Annotated in this window: 11 protein-coding genes; 3 read left to right on the top strand and 8 right to left on the bottom strand. The window is 69.0% G+C overall.

What is annotated here, in order from left to right:
- On the top strand, positions 1 to 1023 hold a 1023-nt coding region (locus EEJ31_RS12975; protein ID WP_158603959.1), incomplete at its 5' end, for an HNH endonuclease signature motif containing protein.
- A gap of 16 nt (positions 1024 to 1039) precedes the next feature.
- Here EEJ31_RS12975 and EEJ31_RS12970 read toward each other — a convergent pair.
- The 4 genes from EEJ31_RS12970 to EEJ31_RS12955 are packed head-to-tail and all read right to left on the bottom strand — an operon-like array spanning position 1040 to position 4082.
- Positions 1040 to 1630: a GNAT family N-acetyltransferase gene (locus EEJ31_RS12970; RefSeq protein ID WP_123046716.1), complete on the bottom strand. Its 591-nt coding sequence runs from the start codon at positions 1628 to 1630 to the stop codon at positions 1040 to 1042.
- Between the two features lie 54 nt (positions 1631 to 1684).
- Positions 1685 to 1993, bottom strand: a complete 309-nt coding sequence (locus EEJ31_RS12965; RefSeq protein ID WP_123046710.1) for a thiamine-binding protein — start codon at positions 1991 to 1993, stop codon at positions 1685 to 1687.
- 3 nt (positions 1994 to 1996) lie between these two features.
- Positions 1997 to 3235, bottom strand: a complete 1239-nt coding sequence (locus tag EEJ31_RS12960; RefSeq protein WP_123046709.1) for a glycosyltransferase 87 family protein — start codon at positions 3233 to 3235, stop codon at positions 1997 to 1999.
- A 4-nt stretch (positions 3236 to 3239) separates the two neighbouring features.
- Positions 3240 to 4082 carry an ADP-dependent NAD(P)H-hydrate dehydratase gene (locus tag EEJ31_RS12955; RefSeq protein WP_123046708.1) on the bottom strand — a complete coding sequence of 281 codons (843 nt, stop codon included), beginning with the start codon at positions 4080 to 4082 and terminating at the stop codon, positions 3240 to 3242.
- A gap of 91 nt (positions 4083 to 4173) precedes the next feature.
- Between EEJ31_RS12955 and EEJ31_RS12950 the strand changes: the two genes are divergently transcribed.
- Positions 4174 to 5259: an NADH:flavin oxidoreductase/NADH oxidase gene (locus tag EEJ31_RS12950; protein ID WP_123046707.1), complete on the top strand. Its 1086-nt coding sequence runs from the start codon at positions 4174 to 4176 to the stop codon at positions 5257 to 5259.
- A gap of 12 nt (positions 5260 to 5271) precedes the next feature.
- On the opposite strand, the gene EEJ31_RS12945 is transcribed toward EEJ31_RS12950, so the two are convergent.
- From EEJ31_RS12945 to guaB1, 4 genes are all read right to left on the bottom strand, one after another.
- Positions 5272 to 5652, bottom strand: a complete 381-nt coding sequence (locus EEJ31_RS12945) for a VOC family protein (RefSeq protein ID WP_123046706.1) — start codon at positions 5650 to 5652, stop codon at positions 5272 to 5274.
- Between the two features lie 83 nt (positions 5653 to 5735).
- Positions 5736 to 6797 carry a hemolysin family protein gene (locus EEJ31_RS12940; protein ID WP_123046705.1) on the bottom strand — a complete coding sequence of 354 codons (1062 nt, stop codon included), beginning with the start codon at positions 6795 to 6797 and terminating at the stop codon, positions 5736 to 5738.
- On the bottom strand, positions 6794 to 8161 hold the full coding sequence (locus tag EEJ31_RS12935) for a hemolysin family protein (RefSeq protein ID WP_123046704.1): 1368 nt from the start codon (positions 8159 to 8161) through the stop codon (positions 6794 to 6796). Before EEJ31_RS12935 ends, EEJ31_RS12940 begins: the two co-directional genes overlap by 4 nt.
- Before the next feature lie 196 nt (positions 8162 to 8357).
- Positions 8358 to 9797: a GMP reductase gene (gene guaB1, locus EEJ31_RS12930; protein ID WP_123046703.1), complete on the bottom strand. Its 1440-nt coding sequence runs from the start codon at positions 9795 to 9797 to the stop codon at positions 8358 to 8360.
- Between the two features lie 135 nt (positions 9798 to 9932).
- Here guaB1 and EEJ31_RS12925 point away from each other — a divergent pair, with 135 nt between their 5' ends.
- Positions 9933 to 13631 carry a multifunctional oxoglutarate decarboxylase/oxoglutarate dehydrogenase thiamine pyrophosphate-binding subunit/dihydrolipoyllysine-residue succinyltransferase subunit gene (locus EEJ31_RS12925; RefSeq protein WP_123046702.1) on the top strand — a complete coding sequence of 1233 codons (3699 nt, stop codon included), beginning with the start codon at positions 9933 to 9935 and terminating at the stop codon, positions 13629 to 13631.
- Positions 13632 to 13684: the final 53 nt, after the last annotated feature.

Below are 13684 nucleotides of genomic sequence, written 5' to 3'. Positions count from 1 at the left end.
TTGGATGGGGCGGACGCGATCATCACCGTGCTCACCCCGGCACTGCCGCGCGTGCACCCCGACCAGCTCGGCCTGGCCGAGGCGGCCCTCGTCGCCGCCGCGACCGGCACCAGCGAAGACAGCGGGGAAGACAGCGGGGTGCCGGTGTCCGCGGACCTCTCCCGCGTCCAGGCGGGCCTCTGGCTAGCGCACCTCAACCCCGACGGGGCGGAGCCGCGCGAGGAGCAGGCCATGCAGAACCGGGGCCTGCGCTTCGGACGCGAACACGGCGGCCTGATCCCCGTGTCGGGAATGCTGATGCCTGAGACCGCCGCTGCCGCGAAACGCGTCATCGACGCGTATATGAGCCCCCGCACCGCCCCGGTCGCGTTCATCGACGAAGAACTCGCCGCCCGCGGTGAGACCCGCGACCCGGGCGACACGCGCACGCCGGACCAGAAACGGCACGACATCTTCGCCGTCATCGTCGCCACCGCCGCGAAAGCCACCGAAACCCCCACCATCGCCGGAGACGCCCCGACCGTGTTGGTCAGCGTCCGCCAGGAAGACCTGGCAGCGAACCGGGGTGTGGGTCACATCGACGGGGTGGAGACACCGATCTCGATGGACGCGGTGCGGCAGATGATCTGCGCCGGCGGCCTCCAAAAAGTCGTCCTCAAGAAAAACGGCAAGATCGTCGAACTCGGGTCGAAGGAACGCACCTTCAACCGGGCCCAACGCCGCGCGATCATGCTCCGCGACGGCGGCTGCATCATTCCCGGCTGTGACATCCCCGCCGCGTGGACCGAAATCCACCACGTCTGGCCCGACCGGGACGGCGGACCCACCCACACGAGCAACGGTGTCTGTTTGTGCTGGTTCCACCACCGCACCATCGAGACCTCGGGGTGGGAGATCCGCATGATCGACGGGTCACCACAGATCAAAGCCCCACCCTGGATCGACAGAACCGGACGATGGCGACCCGCCACGAAATCACCCACCCGCCTCCTCGACCAGCTCGAACAGACGCGAAACGCGTAGGGGCGTCGGAGACCCGTCAGCGACGAGGCAGGCCGTGCGTGAGATGATTCCGCACCGACGGCCACTCCGACTCGATGATCGAGAAGACAACGGTGTCGCGGAGCGAACCGTCGGGCATCCGCTGGTGGTTGCGCAGCACGCCGTCCTGCTTGGCGCCGAGGCGCGCGATCGCCGTGCGGGACTGGTGGTTCATCCAGTGGGTCCGGAACTCCACGGCGATGCACCCCAGCGCCTCAAAGGCGTGGGTCAGCAGCAGCAGTTTGGCTTCCGTATTGATGCCTGTTCGCTGGGCGCCGGCCGCTGTCCACGTTGACCCGATCTCCACGCGGCGGTTGTCGGCATCCACATTCATGTACGTCGTCATCCCGCACACCGCGCCGGTGTCGTTGCGGCGCACCGCGAACGGCAGCATCCGCCCCTCCGCCTGGAGGCCCAGCCGCCTGTCGATCTCGGCGCGCATCGCCTCGGGAGCAGGCACCGACGTGTACCAGAGGGCCCACAGCCGCCCGTCGAGGACGGCGTCGATGAGTTCGTCGTGGTGGTCGTAAGACAGCGGCTCGAGGGTGACCAGCTCGCCCTGGAGCGTCACGGGTTTCAGGAAGGGCACGACGATGACGCTAGCAGCCACGACAGCCTGCCCGGCATGCCGCACGGGCGAACGTCAGGATCCTGCGTCGCCCAGCGCCTGCTCGAGGCGTTCCACCTTGCCGTCGAGCTCGCCCGTGTGTCCCGGGCGGATGTCGGCCTTCAGCACCAGCGCAACGCGCGTTCCGAAGGCGCCCACGGCATCCGTCGCCTTCTTCACCACCTCGAAGACCTCATCCCACTCGCCCTCGATGGTGGTGAACATCGAATCCGTGCGGTTGGGCAGGCCGGAGTCCCGCACCACCCGCACCGCGGCCGCCACGGCGTCGTGGACGGAGTCGCTGCTGTCCCCGCCGGACGGGGAAACGGAAAATGCGACAAGCATGGTTCACTCCTTCGTCGCCGTGATGACCGGTGCATCGCGCGCAGTGTCCAGCCTGCTCCCTCGTCGCCCTGCCGTCCACACGGCGCGGAGGGCGACCGCCAGCACCACGAACTCCAGCACGTTGCGCACGGTGAGCACGAACAACATGGCGGGATTCGCGACGAGCAGCCAGTCGTAGAGGTAGGGGTAGATCACCTGTGTGAGCGCTGCCAGCAGCAGCATGAGCGCCGCAGGAAGGCGCCATCGATGACCCTGCAGCACGATGCCGAGCAGCGCCGGGGCGGCCAGCCAGCTGATGAACTGCGGCGAGCCGACCTTGTTGAACGCGATGAGTGCCACCGTGAGCGCGAGCACGAGCGGCGGAAACAACGCCTCGAACGGCGCCGCCCGGCGCTGGGCCCACCAGCCGAACGCGAGGATGCCCAGGACCGCGAGCCCGAGCAGGGGCGTCATGAGTGCGCTGACGACGTCGGTGCCCGCGCCCGAGACCTGGAACGTGAGGATGTCGCGGTCGTAGTAGATGACGCTGCCACCGCCGAGGGCCGCCTGCCAGAGCCAGGGCAGTGCAACCGGCGCCTCGATCTGAATGCCGCGTCCCGTCTGCTGGGTGATGAAGCTGAGCACGTTCCCGCCGCTCCCCACGGCGAGGGCGACCGCGACGACGAGCACCGTGGTGACGGCGGCTGCCGCGACGACCCGCAGCCGGTGACGGCAGGTGACGACGAGGGCTCCGACCACGACCGCCGGCCACACCTTGACCCAGGCGGCGAGCGTGAGCAACGCGCTCCCCCAGGCGGGATACCGAGCAAGAACGAGCAGTGCGACGATCACGAGCGCCACGGCGATCGCATCGATGCGGGCGAGGGCGGTGGGCCCCTGCAACAGCAGGAACGCGAGCCACCACCCGGCAGCCGCCAGGCGGCGCGGACGGCGCCGGCGGCCGAGGAGCACGGCGAAGGCGCCCGCATCGACGAGCGTGACCAGGGCGAGCCAGCCGAGGGCGTACGCACCGGGCGCCAGCAGGTGCGCGGCCAGCATCGGAACGAAGGCCAGCACCGGGTACACGAACGGCACGTCGATGCCAGGCACCGGACCACCTGATACCGCCGTCGTCACCCAGGTGCGGTAGACCCAGTCCACGTCGCCGAGCGGCTGGCCGGGGCCGAACAGGCACAACGCTATGAGGATCGCGTGCACCGCGGCGAAGGCCACCCACGGCAGGAGGGCGGAGCGGATGCGCACCAGGTCAGGCGAGCAGCGCGGCGATGGCCGCGGGAACGGCTTCGGCGACGTCGAGTGCGGCGATGGGCCCACCGCCGGAGGCGATCACCGCGGCGTTCCCCTGCACCAGCGCGGCCGTGGCGGCCAGCGCGGCCAGGGTGTCCGGGTCCGCCTTCACCTGGGCGGAATGCGTGGCCACGAGGGCCCCCAGAATGCCGGCCAGCACGTCGCCGGTGCCGGCCGTTGCGAGCCAGTCGGTTGTGCCGGAGACGACGAGGCGAGCGCCGTTGGGAGAGGCGATGTGGGTTGCCGAACCTTTGAGCAACACCGTCACGCCCAGATGCTTCGCTGCCTTGATCGCCCACTCCGCGGGGGCAGACGCCACCTGGTCGACGTTGACCTGCTTGCCCCGATTGGTGAGGAGTGTCGCGAGTTCCCGGTAGTGCGGGGTGATCACCGTCGGGCCCCCGCTGTGGTGTGCGAAGTCGAGTGCCCCGGCGTCGAGAACGTTGGGAAGCTCCTGCGCCAGCGCGTGGTCGAGAGCGGCGTCGGTGACGGAATCGCGCTCATCGGCGTTCATGCCCGAACCGAGCAGCCAGGCCTGCACCTGGCCGGGAACCATGACCACTTCGGGCCGGCGCTGCAGCACGAGCGCAGCGGCACGCCGTGGGCCGAGGAAGCGGATCATCCCCACTCCGGCACGCATCGCGCCTTCCACTCCGAGCACAGCGGCCCCGGGATAATTCTCCGAACCGGTGTGCATCCCGAGCACCCCGCGGGAGTACTTGTCGTCGGTCTCCGAGGGCACCGCGATCCAATTGCGCGCCTGCTCGGGTTCCCATTCCAGCCATCCACGAGGTTTCACCATGTCACTCACGATAGATTGTTTGGGTTCGAAGCAGCAGTTCGGATGCCGGACAACGAAGACCGGTGGTCGTCGAGTACACCCGGGAGTCGTCATGGCATCGGTCGCCTTGTTCCAGCCGCTCACCCTGCGCGGCGTCACCGTGCGCAATCGCATCTGGGCCTCGCCGATGTGCCAGTACAGCGTCGAAAAACGCGACGGCGTGCCGGTGGACTGGCACCTGGTGCACCTCGGCGCCATGGCCACGGGCGGCACCGGCCTCGTGGTGGCGGAGTCGACGGCCATCAGCCCCGAGGGCCGGATCTCCGACAAGGACACCGGCATCTGGAACGACGAACAGGCGGCGGCATGGTCGCACATCGTGGGCTTCCTGCACGGGCAGGGAGCGACGGCGGGCATCCAGTTGAACCACGCCGGGCGGAAGGCCTCCACCTGGCCCGCCTGGGGCACCGACCGACACGGAACCGTGCCGGTCGAAGACGGTGGCTGGCCGACAGTGGCGCCCTCGGCCGTACCGTTCCCCGGCTACGACACCCCGCGCGCACTCGACGCTGCCGGGATCCGGCAGATCGTCGATGACTTCGTGGCGGCGGCCGGCCGTTCGGTGGCCGCCGGCTTCGATGTACTCGAACTCCACGCTGCGCACGGCTACCTGCTGCACCAGTTCCTGTCCCCGCTCTCCAACGAGCGCACCGACGAGTACGGCGGCAGCCTCGAGAACCGCGCCCGGCTGCTGCTCCAGGTGGTGCGCGAGGTCCGGGCCGCGATCGGCGACGACGTTCCGCTGCTCGTTCGCTTCTCCGCCACCGATTACGTGCCCGGCGGTTGGGATCAGGACCAGACGGCCGTCGTCGCCGGCTGGGCGAAGGATGCCGGTGCGGACTTCTTCGACATCTCCACCGGCGGCAACGCCGTCGGCGTGCAGATTCCGCTGGGTCCCGGTTACCAGGTCCCCTTCGCGGAGCACGTGAAGAACGAGGAGGACCTGCCCGTCAACGCCGTTGGTCTGATCACCACGCCACAGCAGGCGGAAGACATCGTCGCGTCCGGGCGCGCCGACGCCGTCATGCTCGGCCGTGAACTGCTGCGCGACCCGCACTTCGCCCTGCGTGCGGCCCATGAGCTGGGCGCAGACATCGGCTACTGGCCGCCGCAGTACCTGCGCGCACGCCTTACCTGAGGCGAGGCGCCACTAGCTCATTTCCGCCAGGCAGAGGATGTTTCCCTCGCTGTCGACGAACCAGGCGGATCGCTCCCCCTCGTTCGACGCCACGCCATTCTCGGTCTTCAGTCCCGGGAAGTCGTAGTCCTCGAAGGTGACACCGCGGCCGCGGAGGTCGCTCATCATCGTATCGAGGTCATCCGTCTCCCAGCACATGGCGGTGTTCTTGGCGGTTCCCGCATTGCCGGTCTCGTAGACCAGGAATCGGGATCCGCCGGGCGAGCGGTACATCAATCCGCCGTCGGCGGTCTCCTCGGGTGTGCCGAGCCCGAGTTTGTCCTGATAGAAGCCGCGTGCCCGCTGCAGGTCGGCTGCCGGGAGCACCGCGATCGTCTCTGCCTTGTCCAACATGAGAATCCCTCTGATCTCCCCCACATCAGCTTACGCCGCTCAGGGTCCGCAATCGAGCCCGAATGCGCCGACCGCGAGCAGGATCACACGCGCCGGGTGGCGTCCTGAACCTCGCCGACAAGCTCCTCGATGATGTCTTCGAGGAAGAGCACGCCGGTGGTCTCACCGTCAATCGTGAATGACCGAGCCAGGTGCGCACCGGAGCGGCGCATGGTCGCCAACGCGTCCTCCAGGTCGGTGCCCTCGAAGATCGACACCAGTTGGCGGATGCGTTTGGCCGGCACCGGCGCGGTATAGGCCGGCTTCCCGGATTCCTCCGACGCCCCCACGTCCAGGTCGAGCACGTCCTTGAGGTGCACGTACCCGGTCGGTTCGCCGGCGTCGTTGGTGAGCACGTAGCGGGAGAACCCGTGCTTCGCGACGGCACGCTCGACGTCAGAGGGCGTCGCCGTCTCGGGAAGGCTCACCAGCGCGTCAAGCGGCAGCGCGACATCCGTCACCTTGCGATTGGTGAACTCGAACGCGGCGTTCAACGCGCCGGTGCTGTCGAGCAGCACGCCCTCACGCGTGGACTGCGTGACGATCGTCGCCACCTCGTCCAGGGTGAAGGTGCTGGTGGCCTCGGTCTTCGGCTGCACGCCGAACAGGCGCACGACCGCGTTGGCGCTCGCGTTCAGGGCGATGATGACCGGCCGGAACACCCGCCCGAAGAACACGAGCGGCGGAGCGAGGATGAGCACGGCGCGGTCGGGGACCGAGAACGACAGGTTCTTCGGCACCATCTCGCCGAACACCACGTGCAGGTACGAGACGATGAAGAGTGCCACGAAGAACGCCACGCCCGCGATCACCTCGTCGCTCCAGCCGGTGAGGTGCAGCGGCACTTCGAGGAGGTGGTGGATCGCCGGCTCGGAGACGTTCAGGATCAGCAGCGAGCAGATCGTGATGCCCAGCTGGCTGGTGGCCAGCATGAGGGTGGCGTGCTCCATCGCCCAGAGCGCCGTCTTCGCGCTGCGCTTGCCGGACTCGGCGAGCGGCTCGATCTGCGATCGCCTTGCCGAGATCACGGCGAACTCCGCGGCGACGAAGAAGGCGTTCGCGAGCAAGAGGAAGACCAGCCAGGCCAGGGCTGCCCAGTCGTTCATCGGCGGGCCTCCCCTGCGGTCTGGTCGTGGTTGTCAAGCGAAGCAGGAGTGCCCGGAGACGCCGCGGTGACGTCGGACGCCGGCGTGAACCGCAACCGGTCGATCCGCCGGCCGTCGAGGCGTTCCACCCGCAGCTCGCCGCCGGCGACCGCGACGGTGTCCCCGACGACGGGCAACCGGCCCAGCTCGCTCATGACGTAGCCGGCCACTGTCTCGTATGGGCCCTCCTCCGGTACGACGACCCCGGCGCGTTCCAGGAGCTCGTCGGGCCTCAGCATGCCGGGGAATGTGAGGGAACCGGTGCCGACCACGACGCCGGCCCGGGCGCGGTCGTGTTCGTCGGCGACCTCCCCCACGAGTTCCTCGACGAGGTCCTCCAGGGTGACCACCCCGGCGGTGCCGCCGTATTCGTCGACGACGACCGCCATCTGATATCCACGGCCGCGCAGGTCACCCAGCAGCACGTCGAGCTTCATCGTCTCGGGCACGCGGACCGCCTCCGACTGCAGGGCGGACACCGGCACGTCGTCGCGGCGGTCGCGGGGAACGGCGACGGCCTGCTTGATGTGCACGATCCCGGAGACGTCATCGATGCTGTCATCCACCACCGGGAAGCGGGAGTAGCCGGTCTGCTGGGCCAGCTCGACGACCGCCTGCGCCGACGCGGTGCGCGGCACGCTCGCCAGCCGGGGCCTCGGGGTCATCACATCGGATGCGGTGTGGCCGGAGAAGAGGAGGGTGCGGTGCAGCAGGGTGGCCGTGTCCTTCTCCAGCAGCCCCGCGCTCGCGGACCGGCGCACCAGCGACGACAGCTCCTCGGCGGTGCGGGCGCCGGAGAGCTCCTCTTTGGGCTCGATGCCGGCCATCCGCAGCAGCCCGTTGGCGCTGTTGTTGAGCAGCAGCACCACCGGCTTGAACACCACGGTGAACACCGTCTGGAACGGGATCACGAGTTTCGCGGTGCCCAGCGGCAGGGCGAGGGCGAAGTTCTTCGGCACCAGTTCGCCGACGATCATCGAGATCAGGGTCGCGAGCACCACGCCCGTGATCGCGGCGATGGGGCTGACGACCGCGGCCGAGAGCCCGGCCGCCACGAGAACGGGCCCGAGCAGGCCGCTGATGGCCGGCTCGAACATGTAGCCGGTGAGCAGCGTCGTGAGCGTGATGCCCAGCTGCGCGCTGGACAGGTGCGTCGAGGTGATCTTGAGCGCCTCGATGGTCATGCCGAGGCGGGTCTCGCCCGCCTGCCGGCGCGCCTCGAGGTCGGACCGGTCGAGATTGACCAGCGAGAACTCGCTGGCGACGAAGAAGCCCGTGCCGACGGTGAGGATCACACCGATCGCGAGCATCAGCCACTCAAGCATCGCCGAGCCCCATCACGGGCGAGGGTCTATGGGCAGGAGGGGGGTCGTCCATCGTCATACCACTATAGCCGCGGCTGCGGCCGCAAGCCGCGGGTCCTCCGCCCGCTGCGCCCGCCTGACCTCGTTTCGGCAAACCGCGCCCGCTCCAGCGATAGCGCCCCGCCGAAACGTGGTCGGAGGGCGAATCGCATCGCCGCTACCAGGAGACCGGGAGCGCCTTGCCCTCCTCGTAGCCGGCCGCCGACTGCAGGCCGACCAGGGCGCGGGAGTGGAACTCGGCGAGGTTGGTCGCACCGGCGTACGTGAACGAGCTGCGCACGCCGGAGGTGATCATGTCGAGCAGGTCCTCGATCGACGGGCGCAGCGGGTCGAGGTAGATCTTCGAACTCGAGATGCCCTCGGCGAAGAGGGTCTTGCGGGCGAGCTCGTAGGCGTCGAGCCGGCCGAATCGCTCCTGCACGGCCTTGGTCGATGCCATCCCCCAGCTCTCCTTGTAGAGCCGGCCGTCGGCATCCGTGTTGAGCGTGCCCGGCGCCTCGACGGTGCCGGCGAACCACGACCCGATCATGACGGAAGACGCCCCGGCGGCGAGCGCGAGGGCCACGTCCCGCGGATAGCGCACTCCGCCGTCCGCCCACACGTGCGCCCCGAGTTCCCGGGCCGCTTCGGCGGCCTCGAGCACGGCGGAGAACTGCGGCCGCCCGACCGCCGTCATCATGCGCGTGGTGCACATGGCCCCGGGCCCCACGCCCACCTTCAGGATGCCGGCGCCCGCCTTCACGAGGTCCTGCACGGCCCGGGCGGTCACGACGTTGCCGGCCACGATGGGCAGCCCGAGGCCGAGGTCGGCGACCGTGGCGATCGCCTTGAGCATCCCCGCCTGGTGGCCGTGCGCCGTGTCGAGCACCAGCACGTCGACGCCGGCGGCGGCGAGGGCCTTCGCCTTCGTCGCCACGTCGCCGTTGATGCCCACCGCCGCGGCGACCCGCAACCGGCCGTCGGCGTCGACGGCCGGGCTGTACAGCGTGGAGCGGAGCGCGCTCGTGCGACTCAGCGTGCCGACCACCGTGCCGTGGCTGAGCACCGGGGCGAAGTCGATGCCGGCCGCGCTCATCACGTCAAAGGCGCGGCGGGGGCTGTCGATGTCGTCGGCCTCGAGCGACGGCAGCGACCCGTGCAGCAGGTCGCCGAGGCGCGCATCCGGCAGCGCGGTCGCCAGCCGCGACGCGACGATGCAGCCGAGGTACTGGCCGTCGGTGGCGTGGATGACGATCCCCTGGCCGTCCACGGGCGGCACCAGGGCCAGCGCGTCGGCGACCGTGTCGTCGGGCCGGAAGTCGAGGGGCGTGTCGAAGCGCACCGACTGGTCCTTCACCCAGCGGATGGCCTGGTCCAGGTCTTGCAGGCGCATGTCCTGGGGCAGCACGCCCAATCCGCCGCGCCGGGCGAGCGTCGCCGCGAGGCGCGGGCCGGTCACCGAGTTCATGTTCGCCGACACGATCGGGATGGTCGCACCGGTCCCGTCACCGGGTGCCAGCGACACGTCCAGGCGGCTCGCGACTCCGGACCGCGCGGGTACCAGGAACACGTCGGAGTAGGTGAGGTCGTGACGAGGCTCTTGCCCATAAAACCGCATGGGAACAACGCTAGTCCCCCACCGTGGTGGCCGCAGGCGGCGACCGATGGGATTAGGCTTGAACAACGAGTGTCAAGGCACCAAATCGACCGGTGCCGCATCCGAAAAATCAATGGAGAGAGTGGGCGATCGGCGGTGTCAAGCCAATTGACCGGTAGCGGGTCCGACGAAGCGACGACGGGCGACTTCGGAGCCAATGAATGGCTCGTAGACGAGATGTACGAGCGGTACCTCGTCGACAAGAACTCGGTGGACAAGGCCTGGTGGCCCGTCCTGGAGAGCTACCAGCCGGTCTCGGGCGCCCAGGGTTCGCCCGGCTCCGCCCCGGCGGCCGAACCCGCCCCGCCCACAGCCCCGATCGCCGTTATCGGCAACCAGCCCGCGGCTCGCACCACCTCCGTCGCCCCCAAGCCCGAGCCCGTCCCCGCGCAGGCGCCGGCCCCGGCCGCCCCCGCGAGCGCTGACACCAGCGAGGCCAAGGACACGGTGACACCCCTGCGCGGGATGTCGAAGTCCCTCGCCTCCAACATGGAGACCAGCCTCACGGTGCCGACGGCGACATCCGTTCGCACCATCCCCGCGAAGCTGCTGATCGACAACCGCATCGTCATCAACAACCACATGAAGCGCTCGCGCGGCGGCAAGGTGTCGTTCACGCACATCATCGGCTGGGCGCTGATCCGGGCGCTGGGCATGTTCCCCAGCCAGAACGTCTACTACGACGAGGTCAACGGCAAGCCCTCCGTCGTCGCCCCCGCCCACGTGGGCCTCGGCATCGCCATCGACCTCCCCAAGCCCGACGGCACCCGGTCGCTCATGGTCCCGGCCATCAAGCGCGCCGACACCATGACCTTCGGCGAATACCTCGTGGCCTACGAGGACGTCGTCGCCCGGGCGCGCAAGAACAAGCTCACCGCCGACGACTTCTCCGGCGCGACAGTGTCGCTCACCAACCCCGGCGGCATCGGCACCGTGCACTCGGTCCCCCGCCTCATGAAGGGCCAGGGCTGCATCATCGGCGCCGGCGCCCTCGACTATCCCGCCGAGTTCCAGGGGGCGAGCCTCACCACGCTCACCAACCTGGCCATCTCGAAGACGATCACGCTCACCAGCACCTATGACCACCGCGTCATCCAGGGTGCCGGCTCCGGCGAGTTCCTGAAGATCGTGCACGAGCTCCTCATCGGGCAGCACCGCTTCTACGAGGAGATCTTCGCGGCCCTCCGCATCCCGTACGACCCCATCCACTGGGCGCCCGATATCAGCGTCGACCTGGCCAGCGCGATCGACAAGACGGCGCGCGTACAGGAACTCATCAACGCGTACCGCGTGCGCGGGCACCTGATGGCCGACATCGACCCGCTCGAGTACGTGCAGCGCTCCCACCCCGACCTCGACATCTCCACGCACGGGCTCACCTTCTGGGACCTCGACCGCGAATTCGTCACCGGCGGCTTCGGCAACCAGCGGCTCATGCCGCTGCGCGACATCCTCGGGGTGCTTCGCGACACGTACTGCCGCACCATCGGCATCGAGTACATGCACATCCAGGACCGCGCCCAGCGCAAGTGGGTGCAGGAGAAGATGGAGAAGCCGTACGTCAAGCCCACGCATGACGAGCAGCTGCGCATCCTCGGCAAGCTCAACGAGGCGGAGGCCTTCGAGACCTTCCTGCAGACCAAGTACGTCGGCCAGAAGCGGTTCAGCCTCGAGGGTGGCGAGTCCACCATCGCCCTGCTCGACACCATCCTGCAGAGCTCGGCCGAGGAAGACCTCGACGGCGTCGCGATCGGCATGGCCCACCGCGGCCGCCTGAACGTGCTCACCAACATCGCCGGCAAGACCTACGGCCAGATCTTCCGCGAGTTCGAGGGAACCCAGGACCCGCGCACCGTGCACGGCTCGGGCGACGTGAAGTACCACCTCGGCACCGAGGGCACGTTCCGCGGCGCCGGCGGCGAGGAGATCCCGGTCTACCTGGCCGCGAACCCCTCGCACCTCGAAGCCGCCGACGGCGTGCTCGAGGGCATCGTGCGCGCCAAGCAGGACCGCAAGCCCATCGGCACGTTCTCCACGCTGCCGATCCTCATCCACGGCGATGCGGCGATGGCCGGCCAGGGCGTCGTGCTCGAGACGATGCAGATGTCGCAGCTGCGCGCCTACCGCACCGGCGGCACCGTGCACATCGTGATCAACAACCAGGTCGGCTTCACCACCCCGCCCGGCGAAGGTCGCACCTCGTACTACGCAACGGATGTCGCCAAGACCATCCAGGCGCCGATTTTCCACGTCAACGGGGACGACCCCGAGGCCGTGGTGCACGTCGCCGAGCTCGCGTTCGCGTTCCGCCAGCAGTTCAAGAAGGACGTCGTCATCGACCTCGTCTGCTACCGCCGCCGCGGACACAACGAGGGCGACGACCCCTCGATGACGCAGCCTCTCATGTACAACCTGATCGAGGCGAAGCGGTCGGTGCGCAAGCTCTACACCGAGGCGCTGGTCGGCCGCGGCGATATCACCGAGGAAGAATACGAGGCCGCACACCGCGACTTCCAGGAGCGCCTGGAGCGCGCGTTCATGGAGACGCACGCCGCGCAGACCGGCTCGATCCCTGCCGTCGGCTCGTCCGACCTCGGGCAGCCAGCAGGCCAGACGGCCGAGCAGGCTGTCGGCGAACCGGAGACGACCGGCGTGGCCCAGGAGGTCATCCACCAGATCGGTGACGCCTTCGAGAACAAGCCCGCCGGCTTCACCGTGCACAACAAGCTGCAGCAGCTTTTGCAGAAGCGCGTGGACATGAGCCGCAACGGCAAGATCGACTGGGGCTTCGGCGAACTCCTGGCCCTCGGGTCGCTGCTCCTGGAAGGCACGCCGGTGCGCTTCGCCGGGCAGGACGCCCGACGCGGCACGTTCGTTCAGCGCCACGCCGTGCTGCACGACCGCGTCAACGGCCAGGAGTGGCTGCCGCTGGCGAACATCAGCGACAACCAGGCCCGGTTCTGGATCTACGACTCGCTGCTCAGCGAGTACGCGGCCATGGGCTTCGAGTACGGCTATTCGGTCGAGCGAGCGGATGCCCTGGTGCTGTGGGAGGCGCAGTTCGGCGACTTCGCCAACGGCGCCCAGACCGTCATCGACGAGTTCATCTCGTCGGCCGAGCAGAAGTGGGGCCAGCGCTCCTCCGTCGTGCTGCTGCTGCCGCACGGTTACGAGGGCCAGGGACCCGACCACTCCTCCGCACGGATCGAGCGCTTCCTGCAGCTGTGCGCCGAGGACAACATGACCGTCGCCCGGCCGTCCACCCCGGCGTCCTACTTCCACCTGCTGCGCCGCCAGGCGTACATGCGGCCCCGGCGCCCGCTGATCGTCTTCACCCCGAAGGCCATGCTGCGGCTGCGCGGTGCCACCAGCGAGGTGTCCGATTTCACCAACGGCAAGTTCGAGACGGTCATCGACGACGCCCGCATCACCGACAAGTCGGCCGTCAAGCGGGTGCTGTTCATGGCCGGCAAGCTCTACTACGACCTGCTGGGCGAGCTGGAGAAGAACCCGAACCCAAAGATCGCGCTCGTGCGCGTGGAGCAGTTCTACCCGCTGCCCGCTGACCGGCTGCGGGAGGTCGCGGACGAGTACCCCAACGCCGAACTGGCGTGGGTGCAGGACGAGCCCGAGAACCAGGGCGCATGGCCGTTCTTCTGCCTCGAGACCGGCAAGCTGGGCCCGCGTCCCGTGCGCCTGTTCTCCCGGCCGGCATCCGCCTCCCCGGCGGCCGGCTCGGCCAAGCGGCACGCGGCCGAGCAGGTGGCGCTGGTCGAGGGCGCCCTCACCCTCTAGTTCCTCACCCTCCGGTCCCTGCCCGCGAAACCGCGTGGGCGGGGACCGGGCGT

The organism is Cryobacterium tepidiphilum (assembly GCF_003716325.1).
Lineage (GTDB): Bacteria > Actinomycetota > Actinomycetes > Actinomycetales > Microbacteriaceae > Cryobacterium > Cryobacterium tepidiphilum.
This window is presented reverse-complemented; position numbering and strand designations above follow the sequence as displayed.

What these genes read in the sequence shown, in the direction of transcription:
- EEJ31_RS12965 (WP_123046710.1), bottom strand. Translation starts at nt 1,993, where the DNA reads ATGCTTGTCGCATTTTCCGTTTCCCCGTCCGGCGGGGACAGCAGCGAC.
- EEJ31_RS12955 (WP_123046708.1), bottom strand. Translation starts at nt 4,082, where the DNA reads ATGGTGAAACCTCGTGGATGGCTGGAATGGGAACCCGAGCAGGCGCGC.
- EEJ31_RS12950 (WP_123046707.1), top strand. Translation starts at nt 4,174, where the DNA reads ATGGCATCGGTCGCCTTGTTCCAGCCGCTCACCCTGCGCGGCGTCACC.
- EEJ31_RS12945 (WP_123046706.1), bottom strand. Translation starts at nt 5,652, where the DNA reads ATGTTGGACAAGGCAGAGACGATCGCGGTGCTCCCGGCAGCCGACCTG.
- EEJ31_RS12940 (WP_123046705.1), bottom strand. Translation starts at nt 6,797, where the DNA reads ATGAACGACTGGGCAGCCCTGGCCTGGCTGGTCTTCCTCTTGCTCGCG.
- EEJ31_RS12935 (WP_123046704.1), bottom strand. Translation starts at nt 8,161, where the DNA reads ATGCTTGAGTGGCTGATGCTCGCGATCGGTGTGATCCTCACCGTCGGC.
- guaB1 (WP_123046703.1), bottom strand. Translation starts at nt 9,797, where the DNA reads ATGCGGTTTTATGGGCAAGAGCCTCGTCACGACCTCACCTACTCCGAC.